Annotated in this window: 17 protein-coding genes and 1 pseudogene; 7 read left to right on the top strand and 11 right to left on the bottom strand. The window is 71.3% G+C overall.

The window, feature by feature from the left end; translation table 11 throughout:
- The first annotated feature begins 538 nt into the window (after window positions 1-538).
- Entirely contained in the window at window positions 539-2554 is a 2016-nt protein-coding gene (locus tag MKK53_RS10295; RefSeq protein ID WP_243928600.1) for a M23 family metallopeptidase, read from the top strand.
- Between the two features lie 45 nt (window positions 2555-2599).
- Here MKK53_RS10295 and gluQRS read toward each other — a convergent pair whose 3' ends face one another.
- Both gluQRS and MKK53_RS10285 read right to left on the bottom strand, forming a co-directional pair.
- Window positions 2600-3454 carry a tRNA glutamyl-Q(34) synthetase GluQRS gene (gene gluQRS, locus MKK53_RS10290; RefSeq protein WP_243928599.1) on the bottom strand — a complete coding sequence of 285 codons (855 nt, stop codon included), beginning with the start codon at window positions 3452-3454 and terminating at the stop codon, window positions 2600-2602.
- The gene (locus MKK53_RS10285) at window positions 3451-3723 is read right to left on the bottom strand and encodes a hypothetical protein (protein ID WP_243928598.1); all 273 of its coding nucleotides are present in this window, start codon (window positions 3721-3723) and stop codon (window positions 3451-3453) included. Before MKK53_RS10285 ends, gluQRS begins: the two co-directional genes overlap by 4 nt.
- 409 nt (window positions 3724-4132) lie before the next feature.
- Here MKK53_RS10285 and MKK53_RS10280 point away from each other — a divergent pair, with 409 nt between their 5' ends.
- From MKK53_RS10280 to MKK53_RS10270, 3 genes are all read left to right on the top strand, one after another.
- Window positions 4133-4603, top strand: coding sequence for a MucR family transcriptional regulator (locus MKK53_RS10280; RefSeq protein ID WP_243928597.1), 471 nt, complete (start codon window positions 4133-4135; stop codon window positions 4601-4603).
- A 141-nt stretch (window positions 4604-4744) separates the two neighbouring features.
- Complete coding sequence (locus MKK53_RS10275) at window positions 4745-6202, top strand: Do family serine endopeptidase (RefSeq protein WP_243928596.1); 1458 nt, start codon at window positions 4745-4747, stop codon at window positions 6200-6202.
- Between the two features lie 51 nt (window positions 6203-6253).
- Entirely contained in the window at window positions 6254-7603 is a 1350-nt protein-coding gene (locus MKK53_RS10270; RefSeq protein WP_243928595.1) for a replication-associated recombination protein A, read from the top strand.
- A 338-nt stretch (window positions 7604-7941) separates the two neighbouring features.
- Here the strand turns inward: MKK53_RS10270 and MKK53_RS10265 are convergent, their stop codons facing one another.
- The 7 genes from MKK53_RS10265 to uvrA form a co-directional block, all read right to left on the bottom strand.
- A complete protein-coding gene (locus MKK53_RS10265; protein WP_243928594.1) occupies window positions 7942-8079 on the bottom strand; it encodes a hypothetical protein in 138 nt (45 codons plus the stop codon).
- Window positions 8080-8146: 67 nt separating this feature from the next.
- On the bottom strand, window positions 8147-9562 hold the full coding sequence (gene trmFO / locus MKK53_RS10260; RefSeq protein WP_243928593.1) for a methylenetetrahydrofolate--tRNA-(uracil(54)-C(5))-methyltransferase (FADH(2)-oxidizing) TrmFO: 1416 nt from the start codon (window positions 9560-9562) through the stop codon (window positions 8147-8149).
- Between the two features lie 136 nt (window positions 9563-9698).
- A complete protein-coding gene (locus MKK53_RS10255) occupies window positions 9699-9845 on the bottom strand; it encodes a DUF1127 domain-containing protein (RefSeq protein WP_243928606.1) in 147 nt (48 codons plus the stop codon).
- Window positions 9846-10113: 268 nt separating this feature from the next.
- On the bottom strand, window positions 10114-10407 hold the full coding sequence (locus MKK53_RS10250; protein WP_243928592.1) for a GCG_CRPN prefix-to-repeats domain-containing protein: 294 nt from the start codon (window positions 10405-10407) through the stop codon (window positions 10114-10116).
- A 145-nt stretch (window positions 10408-10552) separates the two neighbouring features.
- Window positions 10553-11521, bottom strand: a complete 969-nt coding sequence (locus MKK53_RS10245) for a S1C family serine protease (RefSeq protein ID WP_243928591.1) — start codon at window positions 11519-11521, stop codon at window positions 10553-10555.
- Window positions 11522-12021: 500 nt separating this feature from the next.
- Window positions 12022-12996, bottom strand: a complete 975-nt coding sequence (locus MKK53_RS10240) for a transporter (protein WP_243928590.1) — start codon at window positions 12994-12996, stop codon at window positions 12022-12024.
- Window positions 12997-13615: 619 nt separating this feature from the next.
- A complete protein-coding gene (gene uvrA, locus MKK53_RS10235) occupies window positions 13616-16699 on the bottom strand; it encodes an excinuclease ABC subunit UvrA (RefSeq protein WP_243928589.1) in 3084 nt (1027 codons plus the stop codon).
- A 395-nt stretch (window positions 16700-17094) separates the two neighbouring features.
- Between uvrA and MKK53_RS10230 the strand changes: the two genes are divergently transcribed.
- Window positions 17095-18198, top strand: a complete 1104-nt coding sequence (locus tag MKK53_RS10230) for an MFS transporter (protein ID WP_313901540.1) — start codon at window positions 17095-17097, stop codon at window positions 18196-18198.
- Window positions 18199-18202: 4 nt separating this feature from the next.
- Here the strand turns inward: MKK53_RS10230 and MKK53_RS10225 are convergent, their stop codons facing one another.
- Window positions 18203-18631 (bottom strand): cupin domain-containing protein, encoded by a 429-nt coding sequence (locus MKK53_RS10225; RefSeq protein ID WP_243928587.1) that lies wholly within the window; start codon window positions 18629-18631, stop codon window positions 18203-18205.
- Window positions 18632-18642: 11 nt separating this feature from the next.
- Window positions 18643-19662 carry a zinc-binding alcohol dehydrogenase family protein gene (locus MKK53_RS10220; RefSeq protein WP_243928586.1) on the bottom strand — a complete coding sequence of 340 codons (1020 nt, stop codon included), beginning with the start codon at window positions 19660-19662 and terminating at the stop codon, window positions 18643-18645.
- A 97-nt stretch (window positions 19663-19759) separates the two neighbouring features.
- Between MKK53_RS10220 and MKK53_RS10215 the strand changes: the two genes are divergently transcribed.
- Complete coding sequence (locus MKK53_RS10215) at window positions 19760-20119, top strand: winged helix-turn-helix transcriptional regulator (RefSeq protein WP_243928585.1); 360 nt, start codon at window positions 19760-19762, stop codon at window positions 20117-20119.
- Between the two features lie 97 nt (window positions 20120-20216).
- Window positions 20217-22274 (top strand): annotated as a pseudogene (locus MKK53_RS10210) (methyl-accepting chemotaxis protein).
- Window positions 22275-22457 lie beyond the last annotated feature (183 nt).

Below are 22457 nucleotides of genomic sequence, written 5' to 3'. Positions count from 1 at the left end.
ACAGCGCAAGCTCGGTGAGCTCAAAAAGAGATCCACAGATCAGCGTCTCGTCTCTCACGATCCAGCATCACGCCAGATCCGCAAGGACAGATAAAAACGCCGTCCGCGTCTCCCTTCCTCAATATCACAATGTCAAAGAGCGGAAGGCCTGAACCCGATGGTTCGAGACCCCGTACCTAGAGGACAAAAACAGCAGCGTGCCCGGCGTTCGCCGGCCAACCCTGCCGCGATGTTCAGAAGGTGCGTCGTCAACCGGTCCGCTTCCGCGGCCGGCGCCGATGAACAGGGGTATACGGATCGCCCCGGATCGCGTCAACCGGAAAAAGCAGGCCCTTCGAAAAATTCCCCCGCCGCAGGGGAACCGGATCGGGACCCGGGGAAGCTCGCCCCGCGTGCGCGCGCCTCAATCTAGACATCCTGACCCATGACATGCTGAACCTCGACAGGCTTGCCCCCGCGGGCGACACGGTCTTTCTCCCCCTGGCGCGACCGAACCGTCGCGACGGCGCCGACGGTGATTGTTCTGCAGGACCAGCGAGTGAAGCGCGAGCGATACAGGATCGACGGTGCGGCCCCCGTCACACCGAGCGGGCCGGCGCCCCTCGATCTGTTCGGGTCCGAGGCCGCGCAGGTCGACCGCCGGGCGGTGAACCTGCGCTGGCTCTGTGCCAGCTCGCTCACCGGCCTGACCGGCGCCGCCCTGATCGCCGCCGCCCTCCACGTCTCCATCCAGGGCGACCTGTCCTACGCGGCGATCCCCGACCAGCCGAACATCGTCCCCCGCCTCCAGCAGAACGAGGGCAGCGCCAACGTCGCGCACAAGGGTGACCGGCTCGTCCGCAACCCGATGGTCGCCTCGGCCCGCCAGAGCTTCCGCGCCCCGGTGACGGTGCGGCTCGGCGACCGCGAGATCATCAAGGCCAAACCCTTCGTGCGGATCACGACGCCCCTGTCCCTGACCGCGGGCACCTACGCGTCGGACGTGCCGAAGTTCGACCCGATGAAATTCGTGTCCGACGAACCGCAGGAGCGCGCCGCGGACGCCGCCAGCGACGCGCCGGGCGCCGAGGTGACCGTGGTCAAGCGGGACCTCGCCGCCACGCCGGTGGATGCCTCCGCCCCGGCGCTCAGCGACGACGACGTCACCGCCCAGGTCGAGGAGGAGCGCCGCATCGCCGCCGAGGCCGGCCGGCGCACCACCATCCCGATCGCCCCGCAGATCATGCTGTCCCGCACCCTGCAGCAGGCGGCCGGCGCCCTCGACGGCGCCCCCAAGGAGAACAATCCGTTCAAGGCGATCGAGGTGCTCGTCGTCCCCGAGAACGTCACCAAGCTCGCCAAGACCGACCTGAAGCCGAACGAGCCGCCCCTCGTCGAGGAGCGCGACCTCGCCCTCGCCAAGGGCGAGACGCTGGAGACGACGCTGAAGGCCACGGGGTTCGCGGGCGACGAGCAGATCCGCGGCATCGTCGCGGCGCTCGGCGGCAAGGCGCGGACCTCCGCCCTCACCGAGGGCCAGCAGATGCGGGTGCAGATCGCCCCCGGCCCGCCCCCGGCCAACGGGCGCCAGCTCACCCGCGTGGTGCTCTACGGGGAGAACGGCATTGAGGGCATCGCCGCCATCAACGACCGCGGCGCCTTCGTGTCCGTCGCCCCGCCCACGGAGGAGGCGTCCGGCCAGAAGCCGCAGCCCCAGGCCGAGGCCACCGAGGAGGACGACGAGGATTCCGGCTCCGGCCCGCGGCTCTACCAGAGCCTGTACGAGACGGCGGGCCGCCACGACATCCCGCGGGCCACGGTCGAGGACATCGTCCGGGTCTTCAGCTACGACCTCGACTTCCAGCGCCGGGTCCAGAGCGGCGACGGCCTCGACGTCTTCTACACCTACGACGAGGAGGGGACCGGCGCCGACCGGCCGGACCTGCTCTACGCGGCGCTCACCCTCGGCGGTGAGACGCGGAAGGTGTTCCGCTTTCAATCGCCGGACGACGGCTCCATCGACTATCTCGACGACCAGGGCCGGTCCCTGAAGAAGTTCCTGCTGCGCAAGCCCATCGCCGACGGCATCATGCGCTCCGGCTTCGGCTACCGCCGCCACCCGGTGCTGGGCTATGCCAAGCTGCATACGGGCGTCGACTGGTCCAACCCCATCGGCACGCCGATCATGGCCGCGGGCAACGGCCTCGTGATCCGGGCGGAGATGACCTCCGGTTACGGCCGCCGGGTCGAACTCCAGCACATCAACGGCTACGTCACCACCTACAACCACATGTCCCGGTTCGGGCGCGGCATCACCGAAGGCGTCCGCGTCCGCCAGGGTCAGGTCATCGGCTATGTCGGCTCCACCGGCCTCTCCACCGGCGCGCACCTCCATTACGAGGTGATCATCAACGGGCACTTCGTGGACCCGATGAAGATCCGCGTCCCCCGGGGCCGGGAGCTCGACGGCCGGCTGCTCGCCGACTTCAAGCGGCAGCGCGAGCAGATCGAGGCGACGATGCAGAAGGCCAAGAGCGCCACGGCCATCGCCCAGCGCGACGCGGCGATCCGATAGGGCCGGGGCGGCGGGGCGGAGCGGCGCCCCGGGCCCGCACACAGGTCACACCTCTCGACACCATAACCTGATCTCGGCGGCACCGATGCCCGCCGCGCGCAGCTCCGCGAGGCTCGTGGAGCCCCGGGACTTGGCGAGCTTGCGGCCATCGGCATCCTGGATCAGCCGGTGGTGGTGGTACCGGGGCGTCGGCAGCCCGAGAAGGCGCTGAAGCAGGACGTGGATCGCCGTCGCGGCCTCGAGGTCGGCGCCGCGCACGACATGCGTGACGCCCTCCACCGCATCGTCGTGCACCACCGACAGATGGTAGCTCGTGGGCACGTCCCGCCGGGCGATCACCGCGTCACCCCAGGGGGCCGGATCGACCGGCACCCAGGACTCGCCCTCGTCCCCAAACGCAATGTAGCCGAGCGCTCTCTCTTCCCGCGCGCGCGGGAGGGCGTGCGCCATCGAAAGCCGCCACGTGTGCGGATCCCCCCGCTCCCGCCGCGCAGCGGCCTCGCGGGGATCGCGATGGCGGCAGGTGCCGGGATAGAGCGGGGCGCCGTCGGGGTCGAAGGCGGTCGCCCGGGAGCGGATGTCGGCGCGGGAACAGAAGCAGGGATAGGCGAGGCCCAGGGCGACGAGGCGGGCGAGGGCCGAACGATATTCGTCCATATGGCGCGATTGGTGACGAATCGGCCTAGGATAGTCCAAGCCGAGCCACGTCAGATCGGCGAGGATGGCCTCCGTCAGATGGGGCTTCGAGCGGACCGGATCGATGTCCTCGATCCGCAGGCGGCAAACGCCCCCGAGATGCTCCGCAAAGCGTACGTTCAGCAGGGCGGAGAAGGCGTGACCGAGATGCAGCCTTCCGTTGGGGCTCGGCGCGAACCGCAGGATCGCGGGCGGACGCGTCACCCGTCGCGATGGCGCAGGCAGTGCAGGGCCCCGGGCTGACAGGCGATTCCCGGCAGCGAGCAGGCCGGCCCCTCCGGCCAGCGCTGGCAGACCTGGCAGCCATTCGACCATTCCAGGCAGGCCGGATCGTCGGCGGCGGTGCGGGGGGGCGATTCCCTCCGGTCCGGAGCGAAGACGCCGACGAGCACGGTGGCCACCACCAGAGCGGCGATGCCGAATGCGGCGAGGCGCTCGCCCAGCGGATTCGGTCGGTGGAGGGGCTGTGACATGCCGCTGTGTTCGCGTGGCCGGGCGGGTCCTGTCAACGCGCCTGCCCCGGGAGCCGGAACGATCGGTCTTCGCAGTGTCGTCTCCGGCCGGCGGGGCCCTCGACACCGAGAGGCGCTCACATTCAGTCGTTTTCGTTCACGGACGTGGCGGAGCGGGACAAAGCGCGCCCGGCGCATCCCTCTCGCTCGGTAAATGGCGCACGAATAAATCTGACCCATCGGAAAAGCGTCGATATGCGGCGAAGACGGTGAGGGACCGCCCCTTCGGCGTCAGCTTCTCCGCAAAGGCGAGGGAAACTGCGCGGAATCGTCCGATTGCTCGCACGTTTGAGTTGTGTTGACGCCTTCTACGCGGTATATCTCTACATATGATGTCTTTTACGCCATAAGGGTGCGGGACACGCGTGCTATGATGCCTCCATCCGTCGACAATCGACTCATTGCCCTGACCACGGATGTCGTGACGGCCTACGTCAGCCACAATCACGTCCAACCGACCGATCTTCCGGAGATGGTCACCAGCATCTATCGGATGCTGTCGAAGATCGAACAGAGGCGGAAGCCGATCGAGCTGCCGCCGAAGCTCACGCCCCAGGAGATCGAGCGGTCGATCACGCCCGACTTCTTGATCTCGTTCGAGGACGGCAAGCCCTACAAGACCCTGCGCCGCCACCTCGCGATGCACGGGCTGACGCCGGACGAGTACCGGGCGAAGTGGGGCCTGGATCCCGACTATCCGATGACCTCGCCCTCCTACTCGGAGCGCCGTTCGGAGCTCGCCCGGGCCCTCGGCCTGGGCAAGATGCACCGGATTCCCGCCGCGCAGGCCGCGGCGCAGGCCCTTGGCCGGACCCACGCGAAGCCCAAGCTCGTCGTGTGAGCGGGGAGGGGGTGCTTTCGGCGCTCCGCGGGCCCGATCCGGCGAAGGTGTCGCGCGCCTGCCTTAATCGGCTCCGATAGGCTGGGTGCGAATGCCTCCGTCCGGTCCCGCCGGCGGGGGCGCCCGCCTTCGGAGCCTTGCATGACGACCCGCCTTCCCCTCGCCGCGCTCTTCGCCGTCCTGCTCGCCGGGACCGCCTCCGCGCAGATGGCGCGGACGGAGCCGCAGGAGGCTCCGGGCAAGGATGCCGCGGGCAAGCAGGTGCCCCTCAGCCGCGGCGAGGTCCAGCTGTCCTTCGCGCCGGTCGTGAAGCGGGCGGCGCCCTCGGTAGTCAATGTCTACGCCTCGCATGTCGACAAGCGCTCCAGCGCGCGCACGAGCGCGATGGAGGAGTTCATGCGCCGCTTCTTCGGCGAGCCGGACGGGGGCCGCGGCCCCCGAGGCGAGCGGGCGCAGAAGTCCCTCGGTTCGGGTGTGCTGGTGGACGGATCGGGCCTCGTCATCACCAACGCCCACGTCATCGACAACATGAACGAGGTGCGCGTCGCCCTGGCCGACCGCCGGGAATTCGAGGCGTCCATCGTCCTGCGCGACAGCCGCACCGACCTCGCGGTGATCCGCATCAAGGAGCCGCCGGCCGGGCTGAACCCGATGCCGTTCGGCGACCCCGACCGGCTGGAAGTCGGCGACTTCGTGATGGCGATCGGCAACCCGTTCGGCGTCGGCCAGACGGTGACGCAGGGCATCGTCTCGGCGCTGGCCCGAACCCAGGTCGGCTCGGCCGACTACCAATACTTCATCCAGACCGACGCCGCGATCAACCCGGGCAATTCCGGCGGGGCGCTCGTCAACCTCCAGGGCCAGCTCGTCGGGATCAACACCGCGATCTACTCGCAATCGGGCGGCAGCCACGGCATCGGCTTCGCCATCCCCGTCAGCATGGTGAAGGCGGTGGTCACGGCCGCCAAGGACGGCCTGACGGTGGTGCGCCGGCCCTGGCTCGGCGCGCGGGTGCAGAACGTCACCCCCGACATCGCCGACAGCATGGGCCTCGACCACCCGACCGGCGTCCTCGTGGCGAGCCTGCAGGCCAAGAGCCCGGCCGAGGAGGCCGGCCTCAAGCGCGGCGACCTGATCCTGTCCGTGGACGGGCAGGTGGTCGATGACCCGGAGGCCTTCGGCTACCGCTTCGCCCTGAAGGGCATCACGGGGCAGACCAAGCTCGGCATCCTGCGCGGCACCGCCCGGCAGACGGTGGTGGTGAAGCTCGGCACGGCGCCGGAGACCCGGCCGCGGGAGACCCTGAAGGTCCGCAGCCGGTCGCCCTTCCTCGGGGCCAGCTTCGTCAACACTTCGCCGGCCGTGGCCGAGGACCTGCAGGTGGACTTCACGGTCGACGGCGTGGCGGTCGAATCGGTGGACGAGAACTCCTTCGCCGCCCGGGCGGGGCTGCTGAAGGGGGACGTCGTGGTGGCGGTGAACGGGACGCCGATCGCCGCGACCAAGGATCTCGACCGGGTGATGCGCACGATGCCGGGCTCGTGGGAGATCGTCATCAACCGCGGCGGCGAGGTGATGACCTCCGTCTTCGCCGGTTGACGGGCGCCACGGGCGCTTGCATCGCCCCGCGTCGGCGGTGTTGATGCCCGAATGCCCGATCTGTTCGGTTCGGCCGAGCCCGGCCCACCCCCCGAGACCCCGCAGACGACCCCGCCGGAGGGCGGGGTCAACCGTCCCCTCGCCGACAGGCTGAGGCCGCGCTCCCTCGACGAGGTGGTGGGCCAGGAGCACCTGACGGGGGAGGGCGGCACGCTCACGCGGCTCCTGCGCGGGCGCAGCCTCGGCTCCCTGATCTTCTGGGGCCCCCCCGGCACCGGCAAGACCACGGTGGCGCGCCTGCTCGCCACCGCCACGGACCTGCATTTCGAGCAGATCTCGGCGATCTTCTCCGGCGTGCCGGACCTGCGCAAGGTGTTCGAGGCGGCGCGCAAGCGCCGGGCGCAGGGGCAGGCCACCCTGCTCTTCGTGGACGAGATCCACCGGTTCAACCGCGCGCAGCTCGACGCCTTCCTGCCGGTGATGGAGGACGGCACCGTCACCCTGATCGGCGCCACCACCGAGAATCCGTCCTTCGAGCTGAACGCGGCGCTGCTCTCCCGCGCCCGCGTTCTCCTGTTCCGCGCCCTCGATCCCGGCGCCATCGCCCGCCTCCTGGCGCGGGCCGAGGACCTGACGGGACAGGCCCTGCCCCTGACCGAGGAGGCGCGGGCGGTCCTCGTCCGCATGGCCGACGGGGACGGCCGGGCGGCGCTGACCCTGGCGGAGGAGGTCTGGCGTTCGGCCGCCCCCGGCGAGACCTTCGACGCGGAGGGCCTGCAGCTGATCGTGCAGCGGCGGGCGCCCGTCTACGACAAGGCGCAGGAAGGTCACTACAACCTGATCTCGGCGCTTCATAAGACGGTGCGCGGCTCGGACCCGGATGCGGCGCTCTACTATCTGTGCCGGATGCTCGATGCCGGGGAGGACCGGCTGTTCATCGCCCGGCGCCTCGTGCGGATGGCGGTGGAGGATATCGGGCTGGCCGACCCGCAGGCCCTCGTCGTCGCCAACGCGGCCAAGGACGCGTTCGACTTCCTCGGCAGCCCCGAGGGCGAGCTGGCCCTGGCCCAGGCGGCGATCTACCTCGCCTGTGCCCCGAAATCGAACGCGGTCTACACCGCCTACAAGGCGGCGACCCGGCTCGCCAAGGAGGCGGGCTCCCTGCCGCCGCCGCGGGTGATCCTGAATGCGCCGACCAAGCTGATGAGAAAGGTCGGCTACGGGGAGGGCTACCGCTACGACCACGACGAGCCCGACGCCTTCTCCGGGCAGGATTACTGGCCGGAGGCGCTCGGTCGCCGGCACCTCTACGAACCCACCGACCGGGGCTACGAGACCCGCCTCGCCGAGCGCCTCGCCCGCTGGGACGCGTTGCGCCGGCTGCGGCGGGGGGAGGGGTGAGCGCCGCCCTCCGGGGGCTCGCGCCGTCTGAGGACACCACCGTCTCCCCACCCTCGCTGTCATTGCGAGCGCAGCAAAGCAATCCAGCTGGCGCCACGGTCCCCGGACGGAGCGCTGCCCTGGATTGCTTCGGCTTCGCTCGCAATGACGGCTTCGGTCTTTTTTCCGACCGCGCGAGACGGTGAGCGTCGCAAACCCACCCGCGACGCCCGAACGCCCCCTCCGTCATTGCGAGCGCAGCGAAGCAATCCAGCCGGCGGCACAGTCATCGGACGGAGCGACACCCCGGGGTGGCCTCGCTTCGCTCGCATCGACGGCAGTGGCGAAGGGGGCCCCGCTCACTCCCCGTGGGCGAGGGAGGCGAAGGCGGCGGCGAGGGCGTCGGCCTGCGCCTCGCTCAGGTCGCTGATGCACAGATGCTCGCCGACGAAGAGCGTCCACACACCGTCGTAGGTCGCTTCCTTGCGGATCCGCATGAGACAGGGCTCCGGGCTCCCCTGAGGGTCAACGCGGCCAGGGGTGCCGCGTTGCAACCCGCCCGGTCTATTCCGCCGCGGCGGGGAGCGCCTCGCGGCCCTCCATCCAGGCGGCGAGGTCGGCCCGGGCCCGGTCGGTGAGGGCGCGCTTCTTGAGGGCGGCCTTCTCCGGCCCGCGCAGGCGCCGGCCCGCCTCGCCGCGCGGCATCCGGTCGAGGGGCGGGAACAGGCCGAAATTCACGTTCATCGGCTGGAACGAGCGCGGGCCGACGCCCTCCTCGGCCGAGACGTGCCCGCCGGTGATGTGGGCGATGAGGGCGCCGAGCGCCGTCGTCTGCGGCAGGGGGACCAGGCTCGTCGCGGCGGCCTCGGCGACGGCGAAGCGGCCGGCCATGAGCCCCACCGCGGCGCTCTCCACGTAGCCCTCGCAGCCGGTGATCTGCCCGGCGAAGCGCAGGGCGGGCCGGGCCTTGAGGCGCAGGGTGGCATCGAGGAGGCGGGGGCTGTCGAGGTAGGTGTTGCGGTGCAGGCCGCCGAGCCGGGCGAACTCGGCCTTCTCCAGGCCGGGGATGGTGCGGAAGATCCGCACCTGCTCGGAATAGGTCAGCTTCGTCTGGAAGCCGACCATGTTGTAGAGGGTGCCGAGGGCGTTGTCCTGCCGGAGCTGGACGATGGCGCAGGGCTTCCGATCCGGGGCGCGGGGGTTGGTGAGGCCCACGGGCTTCATCGGCCCGTGGCGCAGGGTCTCGGGGCCGCGCTCGGCCATGACCTCGATCGGCAGGCAGCCGTCGAAGTAGGGCGTGCCCTCCCATTCCTTGAAGCCGATCTTGTCGCCCGCCACCAGGGCCGCGACGAAGGCGTCGTACTGCTCCCGGTCCATGGGACAGTTGAGGTAGTCGGCCCCGGTGCCGCCCGGACCCGGCTTGTCGTAGCGCGACTGAAACCACGCCACGTCCATGTCGATGGACTCCCGGTGGACGATCGGCGCGATGGCGTCGAAGAAGGCGAGGGACTCGGCCCCCGTCAGGGCCCGGATGCCGTCCGCCAGGGCGGGGGCGGTGAGCGGCCCCGTGGCGACGATGCACGGCCCCCACGCCTCCGGCGGAAGCCCGGCCACCTCCTCGCGCACCAGGGTGACGTTGGGGTGCTGGGCCAGGGCTTCGGTGACGGCGGCGGAGAACCCGTCCCGGTCGACGGCCAGCGCCCCGCCGGCCGGGACCTGATGCGCGTCGGCGGCGCCCATGATCAGCGAACCGAGGCTGCGCATCTCCTGATGCAGCAGGCCCACGGCGTTGCCGTTGGCGTCATCGGAGCGGAACGAGTTCGAGCAGACGAGCTCCGCGAGCCCGTCCCCCCGGTGGGCCTCCGTGCCGCGCACGGGGCGCATCTCGTGGAGGACGGCGCGGTGGCCGGCCTGTGCGACCTGCCAAGCGGCTTCGGACCCGGCGAGACCGCCGCCGACGATGTGGATGGTGTGCGTCATGCCCGAAAATAGCGGAGGGCCGCCCTCCGGATCAACGGGGGACGGCCCTCATTCGGCGGCACCGACCTAGGCCGAGCCCGCCGACGCCCCCGAGGGAGGGGCGGGCGGGCTCACGCGAGGCGGCGGCGCGCCACGATCAGGAGCGGGCGATGCCCGGGATATCGGTGCGGTTGATGCCGAGATCGGCGAGATCGCGATCCGACAGGCGCGAAAGCTGGGAGACCGTGTCGCGGTAGCGGAGGTAGGCGCGGACGCGGGACAGGACGCTGCGGGCGGCAGACATGGAACTCATGGCCTCTGATGAGGCAGGGGATGCCGAACGAAGGGGCATCCCTGCCTGTTGTTGATGCAACGCACATATAAACCGGTTGCGGCGCACCGTCAGAGCTAAGGTCAAACGTCTGCCCTGCGTTCGAGGCATAGCGAGCTTAAGACAAAGGCAAGTTGCGCCTGTGATCATTCTGTAGGCGCATGGACCGGCCGCATCCGGACGTGCGAAGGGCGCCAAGCCGGCCGGCATGGCGCCCTTCGCACTTGCGAGACCGATCGCCTCAGTAGAACGGCCGGGGGCCGTATCCGTACCCGTAGGGCCGGTAGAAGGGCCGCGGGCGGGCGTAGCCGTAACCGGGGCCGTAGCCGTAGGCACCGACCGGGCGCCGCCAGTAGGGGCGCGGGCCATAGCCCCAGTTCGGGCGGCAGACCCCCCAGGGGTTGGGGTGGAAGCCGGGGCCGCAGCCGCCGGCCGCCTCGGCCGTTCCCATCAGACCGAGGCCACCGACCAGCGCCGCGGCCAGGATCGCGGGCTTGACGAGGGCCTTGGCGCGCAGGGCGCTCACGAGTGCCATGACAGAACCTCCATCGTCTTCCGGCTGCCGAGCGCCGGATGACGGGAAGGATCGGCCCGCCCACCTGAACGGACCCTGAGACCACAGTTGTGGATTTTGCAGGGTCCTGGCTATTTCGCGGCGAAGTTGCGGCACACCCGCCCGGTCAATGGACGGAGGGCGTCCGCAGGAAGCTGTCCCGGTTGCCCGACGCCACCGTGAGCAGGACGGGCCTGCCCTCCCGGCGAACCGTCAGGGGGATCCGCGCCCCCGCCTCCCCAAGGGCCCAGATCGCCCGGAACATGGCCGCGAGGTCCGAGATCGGCTCCCCCGCCACGGCGGCGATGACGTCGCCTCCCTGAAGGCCGGCGGCCTCGGCCGGACCGCCATCGGCCAGCCCCATCACGACGATGCCCTCTTCGCTCTCGGTCGCGAACAGTCCGAGCCAGGGCCGCGCGGGCCGGTCCGCGCGGCCGCGGGTCATCAGGTCGTCGAGGATCGGCGGCAGCAGGTCGATGGGGACGACCATGTTGATCGCCCGCCCGGCGGCGTTGCCCCCCTGCTGCAGCTGGAGGGAGCCGATGCCCAGCAGATCGCCCTTCGGCCCGATCAGCGCCGTCCCGCCCCAATGCGGATGCGACGGCGCGGTGAACAGGGCTTCGTCCAGGACGTATTCCCAGTAGCCGGCGAATTCCTGCCGGGCGATCAGCTCGACGGCGACGCTGTGGGCGCGCCCGCCTCCGCCGGCCAGCACGGCCTTGTCCCCGACCTTGAGGGAGGCCGAGCGCCCGAGGCGCAGGACCGGCGTGCCGAGGTCGCCGAGGGCCTGCACGAGGCCGAACCCCGTGACCGAGTCGAAGCCGAGGACATGGCCCGGCACCGAGCGGCCCTCGCGGGTCGTCAGCCAGACGCTCTCGGCCTCGGTGACGAGGTAGCCGATGGTGAGCACGAGACCGTTCTCGCCGATCACCACCCCGTTGCCCGCCCGCTCGGTGCCGAGGGTCTCGGCGGTGAAGGCGTCGTCGGGAATCCGGGTCGACAGGGACAGGACCGCGCCGATCGCCCGGTCGAGGTCGTAGCTGTAGTCGGCGGCCTTCGGCTGGACCTGTGTCGGGATCTTGCGTTCGCCCTGCATCGTCGGCGCCCCATCGCCTCGCCTGACCGGCGGCGTCCCGGCCGGGACGCAGACACGCCGAAGAGATCCATAAGTAGGATGCCCGAGGCCGCGCGACACCCGTGCGAGGGCTGCCTGTGGCGTCTCGCCCACGATTCAGGTGCGCCCTACCGCAAGCGAGCCGCCGAATAGGGGATCGCGGGCGGGGCAGGGGCGGGGGCCGGAAACAGTTCGACGATCAGGATCGCCCAGAGCGCGACGGCCACGAGCCCCGCGAGGTCACGCGCCCGCCATGCCGCCGATCGCCCCCGTGCCGGCCTCCGCCCATCCACGACCCGCCCCCCCGAACCACACCCGCCGAACCAATACGTGGGTATTTTTCCCACTTTTTGTGGCGGCGTGCAAGGTGGGAGGGCGAGGCGGGCATCCCGCCAACGACGAACGCCCGGCCTCCAGGGGAGACCGGGCGTGCGCGAGGCCGAAGGATGCGGCGCCGGCGGCGCCGCATCCGGTGGTCGGGCTCAGTACTTGCGGACGAGCGCGGCCGGGACCGGCGAGACGGGGGCCGGGCTGTAGAGCGGGATGATGAAGCGCACCCAGCCGTCGGTGGAGTAGTTGTCGCGGGCGCCGCGGAAGGCGGTCGCCGGGATGGTGGCGCCGGTCACGACGTCGCGGGCGACGTAGGCCTGGACCTTGAACACCTTGAAGTCGTAGCCGACGAGGCCGCCGAGGGCGAAGCGGCCGCGGTTGCCGGCTGCCGCGCTGAACGGGCTGATGTCGAAGTTGTAGGTGCCGTAGCCGACGCCGCCGATTTCGAAGTTGCCGAAGGTCTTCGTGGCCGTGAGGTCGAAGTTCAGGGCATCCGAGAGGCGGAACGGGCCGAGGACGGCGCCGACCGGACCACCGAAGCGGCCGGGGCTGTCGTAGATGTTGGCGGTCAGGTTGGCGGTGATGTTCCAGCCGTCACCCGTGTAGCTGCCGGCGACGCCGAAGCGGTAGGTGTTGGAGGAAAGCTGCGGCAGGATCGGGGTGCCGCCGAGGCCGACGCCGAGCGAGCCACGGTCGCCGTTCAGGTCGTTCAGGTACACGCCGCCGAGCAAGCTGACGCCGAAGTTGCCGCCGAGGTCGAAGGCCCAGATGCCGCCGACGAAGGTGCCGACGTTGATCGAGATGTCCTTGTTGGCGACGCCGGCCGGGTTACGGGTGAACACGAACACGGTCGGGGGGGCGACGAGGAGCTCGATGCGGCCGCCGAACGGCACCAGCGGGGTCGACCACACGAGCACCGGGATGTTAACGGCGGTGTCGGGATCGTTCCGGCCGTCGGTGCGGCGGTAGGTGAAGGTGTTCAGGGCGTAGATGCCCTCCGGGAGCGGCGCGCCGATGGCGAGGCCGACCTGCTCACCGGGAACGGTGGTGCTCTGCGCGTGGGCGATTGTGGACGTCATTCCGACCGAGAGCGCGACCGCGCCGGCCGCGAGCCAGTTCTTCATCATTATTTGGTCCTTCCCAAGGTCTCAGGCTTCCGTCCCGCTTTCGGCATTACCGTGCCGGTCATATCCGCCTGTGGCGATCGCCGTTCGATACCTGCCGAGCGCCCCCACGGAGCCGCCCCGTCTCAACGTCTCGGACTATTCTACAAACCCCCCGGGAAAGACAGAGTAATGCTTGCGTGTTCGGCACATCCGGCCCAACCGTTGCGCAAAAGCCGCATTTTTGCGGCGATGCAACACATGCCCTAGGCACCCCATTCGGCAAAATATCGTTGAATGGTCAAGCTGTTGTCCCTGCCTGGGACGGGATGAACCGGCAACCCCGCGGCCCGGCCCGTCCCCGCTTCGGGGGCCCCGCGGCGGGCCCGCCGAGCCCGTTCTCGCCCCGGCGGAGCGCGCATCCGGCCCCTGCAGGCCCCGAATCACGGCCCCGTCCGGAGGCGGTCGGAGCCCTGGGGCGGCAGAATCTGCCGAGTCGCGCGTATGGAGTTTGCGCCCGCGGGAGGGCGGGGAGCCGTCGCCGCGAAGGACCGGCCTCGCGCGCCGCCGCGCCGTCCTCCTGAAGGTCGAAGCCCCCCTCACACCGGAGGCGCGGGCGAGGGGGCGCCGGGGGAGGACGGCCCTAGTGCGCGGCTTTCCGGCGGGCCGGAGGCTTGGGGGAGCGGCGGTCCAGCACCTCCCGCAGGAAGCGGCCGGTATGGCTGGCCGTCGAGGCCGCGATCTGCTCGGGCGTGCCCTCGGCCACGACACGGCCGCCGCCGTCGCCGCCCTCCGGGCCCATGTCGATCACCCAGTCGGCCGTCTTGATGACTTCGAGGTTGTGCTCGATGACGACGACAGTATTTCCCTGGTCGACAAGCTCGTGCAGCACTTCCATCAGTTTTGCGACGTCGTGGAAATGCAATCCGGTGGTGGGCTCGTCGAGGATGTACAGGGTGCGCCCGGTGGCACGCTTCGACAGTTCCTTCGACAGCTTGACCCGCTGGGCCTCGCCGCCGGAGAGCGTGGTCGCCTGCTGGCCGACGCGGACGTAGTCCAGGCCGACGCGCTTCAGCGTCTCCATCTTGTCGCGGATCGAGGGCACCGCCTTGAACAGCTCGGCCGCCTCCTCGACGGTCATGTCGAGCACGTCGGCGATGGACCGCTCGCGGTACTTCACCTCCAGGGTCTCGCGGTCGTAGCGCTTGCCCTTGCAGACGTCGCAGGTGACGTAGACGTCCGGCAGGAAGTGCATCTCGATCTTGATGACGCCGTCGCCAGAGCAGGCCTCGCAGCGCCCGCCGCGGACGTTGAAGGAGAAGCGCCCCGGCTGGTAGCCCCGGGCCTTGGCCTCCGGCAGGCCGGCGAACCAGTCCCGGATCGGCGTGAAGGCGCCGATATAGGTGGCCGGGTTCGAGCGCGGGGTCCGCCCGATGGGCGACTGGTCGATGTCGATCACCTTGTCGAGGTGCTCCAGCCCCTCGATCCGCCCGTAGGGCGCCGGGTGCTCCACCGCCCCGTTCAGCTTCTTGGCCACCGCCTTGTAGAGCGTGTCGATGACGAGGGTGGACTTGCCGCCGCCGGAGACCCCCGTCACGCAGGTGAAGGTCCCGAGGGGGATCGCGATGTCCACGTCCTTGAGGTTGTTGCCCCGGGCGCCGAACACCGCCACCGTGCCCTTTCGGCCCTTGCGCCGGGCGGTGGGCATCCGCACGGCGAGTTCGCCGGTCAGGTACTTCGCCGTCAGCGAGGCCGGGTTGGCCAGCACCTCGGCGGGGGTGCCCTGGGCGATGATCTCGCCCCCATGGATACCCGCGCCGGGCCCGACATCGACCACGTAGTCGGCCTGCAGGATCGCGTCCTCGTCGTGCTCCACGACGATCACCGAGTTGCCGAGGTCGCGCAGGCGCTTGAGGGTGCCGAGCAGGCGTTCGTTGTCCCGCTGGTGCAGGCCGATGGAGGGCTCGTCCAGCACGTAGAGCACGCCGGTGAGGCCGGAGCCGATCTGGCTCGCCAGCCGGATGCGCTGGCTCTCGCCCCCGGAGAGGGAGCCGGAGCCCCGGGCGAGCGTCAGGTATTCGAGGCCCACATCCATCAGGAAGCTCAGCCGGTCGCTGATCTCCTTCAGGATCCGCACGGCGATCTCGTTCTGCTTCTGGGTCAGCTTCTCCGGCAGCTCGGCGAACCAGCGGTGCGCCTTGCTCACCGAGAGGCCGGTGACGTCGGCGATGTCGTGCATCGCCACCTTCACCGCCAGCGCCTCGGGCTTGAGCCGCTTGCCGAGGCAGGCGGCACAGGGCGTCTCGCTCATGAAGCGGCCGATCTCCTCGCGCACCGCGTCGGAGTCGCTCTCCTTGTAGCGGCGCTCGAGGTTCGGGATCACGCCTTCGAACGGCTTGTTCACGGCGTACTTGCGCAGGCCGTCGTCGTACTGGAAGCGGATCGGCTGGCGGCCGGAGCCCTGGAGCACCACGGCCCTGTCGGCATCCGCGAGCTTGCCCCAGGGGGTGGCGGTGCTGAACCCGTAATGGGCGGCGAGGGCGTCGAACGTCTGGCCATAGTAGGGCGAGGTCGACTTCGCCCAGGGCGCCACCGCCCCGCGCTTCAGGCTGAGCGCCGGGTCCGAGATGACCAGCTCGGCGTCGATCCGCATCTCATGGCCGATGCCGCCGCAGGTCGGGCAGGCGCCGAACGGGTTGTTGAACGAGAACAGCCGCGGCTCGATCTCGGCGATGGTGAAGCCCGAGACCGGGCAGGCGAAGCGCGACGAGAAGGTGATGGAGCGCGCCTCCTCCCCCTCGGCCACGTCGGCGAAGACGACCTCGGCGATGCCGTCGGCCAGCTCCAGGGCGGTCTCGAAGGAATCGGCCAGCCGCGAGGCGATGTCGTCCCGCACGACGATGCGGTCCACCACCACGTCGATGTCGTGCTTCAGCTTCTTGTCGAGCTTGGGGGCGTCGTCGATGGCGCAGAACTCGCCGTCGATCCGCAGGCGCTGGAATCCCTTCTTCTGGAACTCGGCGATCTCCTTGCGGTACTCGCCCTTCCGGCCCCGCACCACGGGCGCCAGCAGGTACAGCCTCGTCTTCTCCGGCAGGGTGAGCACCCGGTCGACCATCTGCTGGACGGTCTGGCTCTCGATCGGCAGGCCGGTGGCCGGCGAATAGGGGATGCCGACCCGCGCCCAGAGCAGGCGCATGTAGTCGTAGATCTCCGTGACCGTCCCCACCGTCGAGCGGGGGTTCTTCGAGGTGGTCTTCTGCTCGATGGAGATGGCCGGCGACAGCCCGTCGATCTGATCGACATCGGGCTTCGACATCATCTCCAGGAACTGGCGGGCATAGGCCGAGAGCGATTCGACGTAGCGCCGCTGCCCCTCGGCATAGATCGTGTCGAAGGCCAGCGACGACTTGCCCGAGCCGGACAGGCCGGTGAACACCACCAGCCGGTCCCGGGGGATCGTCAGGTCCACGTTCTTCAGGTTGTGCTCCCGCGCGCCCCGCACGGAGATGACCCGCCGGTCGCGCTCCGCCCGGTCCGCCGAATCGAACAGCCGTTCGAGCTTGGCGTCGATGGCGGCCTCGGCCTTGGCGGCGCGCGGGGGCGCCTTGGCCGCGGCCTTCGTCGTGGGCTTGGCCGCGGGCGTCGTCGCAGCCTTGGCCGCGCTGCGGGCGGGGGCGGGGCTTTCGGCGGCCTGCTTCTGGGCTCCGGCTCGGGCTCTTGCCATGAGGGCGGCGGTCTTTCGAGGCGTCGATGCGGATCGGTCGATGGGCGGAGGGCATCGCGGCCGGCGGACCGGCCGTGACATTGGCTCATGTCGATCCCCGCAGGCCGATGGCAAGGTGCGGAGGTCCTTTGGCGGACCCGACCCCGCGGGAGCGTGCTAGAACGGAATGAGTACGCGGGCAACCGTCCAGGCCGCGCAGGCTTGGCCCCCCGACGCCCACCGCACGCATGACGGCACCGGGCAGGGCGCCCCTCACCGCAAGGCAGCCGGGTGTCCGCGCGCATTGCGATGCCGCGCCATGCGTCCCACACCGTCCCGGTCCCGACCTGCCATTGCCGGTGCCGATGCCCGCCCTCACCACGACCGATGCCCCCGACTCCGCAGCGCGCGCCGGAATGTGGTCCACCCGCCTGTTCTTCCTGATCGTCGGGATCGGCACCGCCGCCTGGGCGCCCCTGGTGCCGTACGTGAAGCTCCGGGCCGGCCTCGGCGAGGCGCAGCTCGGCCTGCTCCTGCTCTGCCTCGGTGTGGGCTCCATCGCGGCGATGCCCCTCGCCGGGGCGGCCTCGGCGCGGTTCGGGCTCCGGCCGGTCTTCCTCGTCGGCACCGCCGCCATCGGCCTGACCCTGCCGGTCCTCGCCACCGCCGATGCGGCCTCGGTGCTGGCGCCCGCCCTATTCCTGTTCGGCGCGGGGATGGGGGTGGTCGATTGCGCCATGAACCTCCAGGCCGTCGCCGTCGAGCGCACGGCCGGGCGCCCGATGATGTCGGGCTTCCACGGGCTCTACAGCCTCGGCAGCCTCGTGGGCGCCCTCGCCGCCGGGGCACTCCTCATCGCCGGCCTCGGCCCGGCCGCCACCACGCTCCTGGCGGTCGCAGCCATCGGGGCGCTGCTGGCCGCCGCGTGGCCCGGCATCCTGGCCCGCGCCGCGACCGCCGGGGGGCCCGCCTTCGCCCTCCCGCGGGGCGCCGTGCTGCTGATCGGCGTGCTGTGCGGCATCGTCTTCCTGACGGAGGGCTCCGTGCTCGACTGGAGCGCCGTCTTCCTCGTGCAGGACCGGGGGCTCGATCCGGCCCGGGCCACCCTGGGCTATGCCGCCTTCTCGGTGACGATGACGGCGGGCCGGCTCGCGGGCGACCGGATCGTCGCCCGGCTCGGACGGCCGAGGGTCCTCGTCCTCGGCGGCCTCTGCGCCGCGGCGGGCCTCGCCGTGACGGTCCTCGTCCCGGACTGGGGGGCGGCGCTCCTCGGCTACGCCCTGGTCGGGGCGGGCTGCGCCAACATCGTGCCGGTGCTGTTCACCGCCGCCGGCCGGCAGGAGGCGATGCCGCCCAGCGTCGCCGTCCCGGCCGTGACCACCTTCGGCTATGCCGGCGTCCTCGCCGGGCCGGCGGCCATCGGCTTCATCGCCCAGGCCACCAGCCTGCCCGCGGCGTTCCTCACCGTGGCCGTCCTGCTCGTCGGCGTCGCCGGGGCGGGGCGCAGGCTCAAGCTCTGAGCCGTCACCCCTCCGCGTTGCGGGCCATGAAGGTCGCGGGGGTGCCGTCCTGCGGATCGACGAACACGATGTCGGTGGGCGCCCGCCGGGGCGTGTCGATGGAGAGGAACACCACCGGTTCGCCGGGCGCGATCTCCGGCATGGCGTGCACCGTGCCCTTCTGGAAGAACAGCAGCTGCCCCGCCGTGAAGGGGGCGACCGTCGCGGCATCGCCCATCCAGAACGTCCCCCCGCCGGACAGGCAGTAGAGATACTCGTCGCAGGTCTCGTGATAGTGCGGCGGCGTCGGGCGGTAGACCCGGAACACCCGGGCGCTCGCCGCCGGCCGGTCGGTCAGGTAGGTGTCGACCAGCAGCGTCGCCGCATGCGGCGGCAGGGCGGCGGCGATGGCCGCCACGTCGAAGATGCCGGTCCCGTCCGCCGCCTCGCCCATTCCGAACCTCCCTATCCGGTGAAGCCTTCCAGCACGATCTTGCCCTTGGCCCGGCCGGACTCGATCATCTCGTGGGCGCGCCGGAGGTTCCGCGCGTCGATCGCCCCGTAATGCTTGCCCAGGGTGGTGCGCAGGCGCCCGGCATCCACCAGACGCGACACCTCGTCGAGGAGCCGGCCCTGCGCCGCGATGTCGGCGGTGGCGAACATCGAGCGGGTGAACATGAACTCCCAGTGCAGGGACAGGCTCTTGCGCTTGAGGAGGGAGACGTCGAGGCTGTCCGGATCGTCGATCAGCCCGAACCGTCCCTGCGGGGCGATCAGCGCGGCGATCTCGGACAGGTGCGCGTCGGTGTTCGTGGTCGAGAACACGAGGCCGGGCGCCCCGAGGCCGAGGGCGGCCACCTCGGCGGCGAGCGGCCGGGAATGGTCCACGACGTGGTGCGCCCCGAGGTCCCGGCACCACTGCGCCGTCTCCGGCCGCGACGCGGTGGCGATGACGGTGAGGTCCGTGAGCTGGCGGGCGAGCTGGATCGCGATGGAGCCGACGCCCCCGGCCCCGCCGACGATGACGAGGGCCGGCGCCGCGCCGGGCACGGGCTTGCCCGTGTCGAGCCGGTCGAACAGGGTCTCCCAGGCGGTGATCGCCGTCAGCGGCAGGGCGGCGGCCTGGGCCCAGTCCAGGCTCCGCGGCTTGCGCCCGACGATGCGGGCATCGACGCAGTGGAACTCCGCGTTCGTCCCCTGCCGCCCGAGATCGCCCGCATAGAAGACCGCATCGCCCGCCGCGAACCCGGACACCTCCGCCCCGGCCGCCACCACGGTGCCCGCCGCATCCCAGCCCAGGACCTTGGCGGCGCCCGCCTCGGGCTCGGCCCGGCGCCGGACCTTGGTGTCGACGGGGTTCACCGAGACCGCCTCGACCTTCACCAGCAGGTCGTGCGGGCCGGGCTCCGGCTGCGGCAGGTCGAGGTCGATCAGCGCCTCCGCATCGGTGATCGGCAGGGACTTGCGGTATCCGACGGCGCGCATCGCGACCTCCTGTGGTGGTTGCCGGCCTGATGCCGCCGCGCTTCCCCCCGCGCAAGTACGCACATAAACAGCCCATAGTGCCGAAAAGGATACCGTCATGGCCCGCACCCGCCATCATCCGGGCGATTGCAGCCCCGGCTGCGCCGTCGAGGCGACCCTCCGGCTCATCGACGGCAAGTGGAAGGGCGTGATCCTCTACCACCTCCTGGAGGGGACCCTGCGCTTCAACGAGATCCGGCGGCGGCTGACCCGCGTCACCCAGCGGATGCTCACGACGCAGCTTCGCGAGATGGAGGCGGACGGGCTCATCGCGCGGAAAGTCTACGCCGAGGTCCCACCCAAGGTGGAGTACAGCCTGACCGCGCGCGGACGCACGCTGGAACCGATCATCACCGCGCTGAAGACTTGGGGAGACCTGCACACCCAGTCGGCCGACCAGACGCGCAGTGCCGCTTAATCGTGCAATTTGCATAGGTTAAGTTCAGCGGAGACGAACGAGAAATTTAACAACCTCAGTAAGAATTGAGCCGGTCGAATCCACCTGTGATCCCGTCATGGCTCTGCTCTCAACACTGCATTCGCGCATCCTCGCCGTGGCGTTGGCGCCCTGCCTCGCCTTCGCGGGCGCCGCCGGCCTGACCGTCTCGGAGCAGTAGTCGCGCCGCGCGGAGATGGTGCGGGTCGAGGACCTCGTCGGTGTGGCCTCCCGGATCAGCGCCTTCGCCCACGAGGCGCAGCGGGAGCGGGGCGCGTCGAGCCTGTTCATCGGGGCGAAGGGCGCGCAGTTCGGGCCGGAGCTGGCGGCCCAGCGGGGCCGCACCGACGCCGCCCTCGCAGGCTTGCGGGAAGCGGTGGCCGCCGGGGGCTTTCCGGCGATGGGCGGGGCCGCCGACGCGGCCGCCAGGGATTTCGTCCAGCGGCTCGGGGGGCTCGGGGCGCAGCGCAAGATCGTGGACGGCCTGGCGACGCCGGCACCGCAGGCGGCGGCGTTCTACACGGGCATGATCGGCGCCGGCCTCGGCCTGGTGCGGGACATGGGCGGCGCCATGGACGAAGCCGGGATCGCCGCCCGGGCCAACGCCTACGCGGCCTTCCTGCTGATGAAGGAGGCGGCGGGCCAGGAGCGGGCGGCGGCCTCGGCCGTCTTCGCATCGGGCACCTACGACCTCGCCGCCTCCCGGCGCCTCGCGACGCTGGCCGCCCGCCAAGCGAGCTATGCCGACATGTTCCGCGCCGGGGCGGCGCCGGCCCAGGCCGCCGCCCTCGATGCCGCCGAAGCCGGCGCCCCCGCCCGGGAAGTGGCCCGGCTGCGGGAGACTCTGCTCGGCGCCATGCCCGGAGACCCGCCGGCCTTCCGGGACGCGCCGGGCTGGTTCACGCTCGCCAGCCAGCGCATCGACGGGCTGAAGGGCGTCGAGGACACGCTGACCGGCGACCTCGTGGCCCAGGCCCGCACCCTGCGGGCCGGGGCCGAGCGGATGCTCTGGCTCTGGGTCGGCGGCGCGCTCGCCCTGCTCCTGGCCTCCGCCGGCATCGCCGCCGCCCTCGGCACGGCGATCAGCCGTCCCCTCGACCGCGTCGCCCGGGCCCTCACCGCCATCGGCCGGGACGACGGCGAGGCCGACTCGGTCGCCCTGCCGACGGGCGGCCCCCGCGAGCTGCGCGCCATCACCGGCGCGGCGGTGACGTTCCGCGAGAGCCTCGCCGAGCGCCGGGCGGCGCGGGCGGCCCAGGAGCGCATGGCGGTGGAGCACGCCGCCGCCCAGCACGAGGCCGCGCGGATGCTGGCCGACGACTTCGAGGCGCAGGTGGGCGGCATCGTCGAGGCGGTCTCCGCCGCCGCGAGCCAGCTCGAATCCTCGGCGCTCGGCATGGCCAGGGCGGCCCGCGACACGACCGGCCTGAGCCGGGCCGTGGCCAGCGCCTCGGCCTCGGCGGCGGGCTCGGCCGACGCGGTGGCCGCCGCGACGGAGGAGCTGTCCGTCTCCGTCCGGGAGATCGCCTCCCAGGTCGGCGCGTCGGCCACCCTCGCCGCCTCGGCGGAACGGGACGCCGACGGCGCCGCCGGGCAGGTGCGCCGCCTCGCCGAGGCCGCCGCCAGCATCGGCGAGATCGTCGGCATGATCTCGAACGTCGCCAGCCAGACCAACCTCCTCGCCCTCAACGCCACCATCGAGGCGGCCCGGGCCGGGGAGGCCGGGCGCGGCTTCGCGGTGGTCGCCGCGGAGGTTAAGGAGCTCGCCTCCCAGACGACCCGCGCCACCGAGGACATCGCCGCCAAGGTCGCGGAGATCACGGGGGCCACGCAGGCCTCGGTGCGGTCCATCGGCGGCATCACCGCCGTGGTGCGCGACCTCGCCCGCATCGGCTCCGACATCGCGGCCATGGTGGAGGAGCAGGGGGCCGCCACCGCCGAGATCGCCCGGACGACTGCGCAGACCTCGGAGGATACCCGCGCCGTCTCGGGCCATGTGGCGGGGGTCGACACGGCCGCCGCCACGGCGAGCCAGGGCTCGGATCAGGTGCTGGCGGCGGCCAGCGACCTGTCGCGCCAAGCGAACGCCCTCCACGGCGCGGTCGCCGGCTTCCTGACGCAGGTGAGGGCGGCCTGACCCCGCGGCAACCCCGCGCCCGGTTCGACGGGGTCGCCATCGCCGCCTGCGATCCGATCCCGGCCTCGGACACAGACTCGACTCATTTGTGGCATGATCTGGACGGCCGGGGTCGCGCGGCTCTGCGACCTCCGGTACTAGAGGATACGTGCGCTCCGGCGAGGCGCAGGCAAGCGAGGCGTG

This window comes from Methylobacterium sp. J-076 (genome assembly GCF_022829405.1).
Classification (GTDB): domain Bacteria; phylum Pseudomonadota; class Alphaproteobacteria; order Rhizobiales; family Beijerinckiaceae; genus Methylobacterium.
This window is presented reverse-complemented; position numbering and strand designations above follow the sequence as displayed.

What these genes read in the sequence shown, in the direction of transcription:
- MKK53_RS10250 (WP_243928592.1), bottom strand. Translation starts at nt 10,407, where the DNA reads ATGGCACTCGTGAGCGCCCTGCGCGCCAAGGCCCTCGTCAAGCCCGCG.
- MKK53_RS10245 (WP_243928591.1), bottom strand. Translation starts at nt 11,521, where the DNA reads ATGCAGGGCGAACGCAAGATCCCGACACAGGTCCAGCCGAAGGCCGCC.
- MKK53_RS10285 (WP_243928598.1), bottom strand. Translation starts at nt 3,723, where the DNA reads ATGTCACAGCCCCTCCACCGACCGAATCCGCTGGGCGAGCGCCTCGCC.
- MKK53_RS10270 (WP_243928595.1), top strand. Translation starts at nt 6,254, where the DNA reads ATGCCCGATCTGTTCGGTTCGGCCGAGCCCGGCCCACCCCCCGAGACC.
- MKK53_RS10230 (WP_313901540.1), top strand. Translation starts at nt 17,095, where the DNA reads ATGTGGTCCACCCGCCTGTTCTTCCTGATCGTCGGGATCGGCACCGCC.
- MKK53_RS10265 (WP_243928594.1), bottom strand. Translation starts at nt 8,079, where the DNA reads ATGCGGATCCGCAAGGAAGCGACCTACGACGGTGTGTGGACGCTCTTC.
- uvrA (WP_243928589.1), bottom strand. Translation starts at nt 16,699, where the DNA reads ATGGCAAGAGCCCGAGCCGGAGCCCAGAAGCAGGCCGCCGAAAGCCCC.
- MKK53_RS10215 (WP_243928585.1), top strand. Translation starts at nt 19,760, where the DNA reads ATGGCCCGCACCCGCCATCATCCGGGCGATTGCAGCCCCGGCTGCGCC.
- MKK53_RS10255 (WP_243928606.1), bottom strand. Translation starts at nt 9,845, where the DNA reads ATGTCTGCCGCCCGCAGCGTCCTGTCCCGCGTCCGCGCCTACCTCCGC.
- MKK53_RS10275 (WP_243928596.1), top strand. Translation starts at nt 4,745, where the DNA reads ATGACGACCCGCCTTCCCCTCGCCGCGCTCTTCGCCGTCCTGCTCGCC.
- trmFO (WP_243928593.1), bottom strand. Translation starts at nt 9,562, where the DNA reads ATGACGCACACCATCCACATCGTCGGCGGCGGTCTCGCCGGGTCCGAA.
- MKK53_RS10225 (WP_243928587.1), bottom strand. Translation starts at nt 18,631, where the DNA reads ATGGGCGAGGCGGCGGACGGGACCGGCATCTTCGACGTGGCGGCCATC.
- MKK53_RS10220 (WP_243928586.1), bottom strand. Translation starts at nt 19,662, where the DNA reads ATGCGCGCCGTCGGATACCGCAAGTCCCTGCCGATCACCGATGCGGAG.
- MKK53_RS10240 (WP_243928590.1), bottom strand. Translation starts at nt 12,996, where the DNA reads ATGATGAAGAACTGGCTCGCGGCCGGCGCGGTCGCGCTCTCGGTCGGA.
- MKK53_RS10280 (WP_243928597.1), top strand. Translation starts at nt 4,133, where the DNA reads ATGATGCCTCCATCCGTCGACAATCGACTCATTGCCCTGACCACGGAT.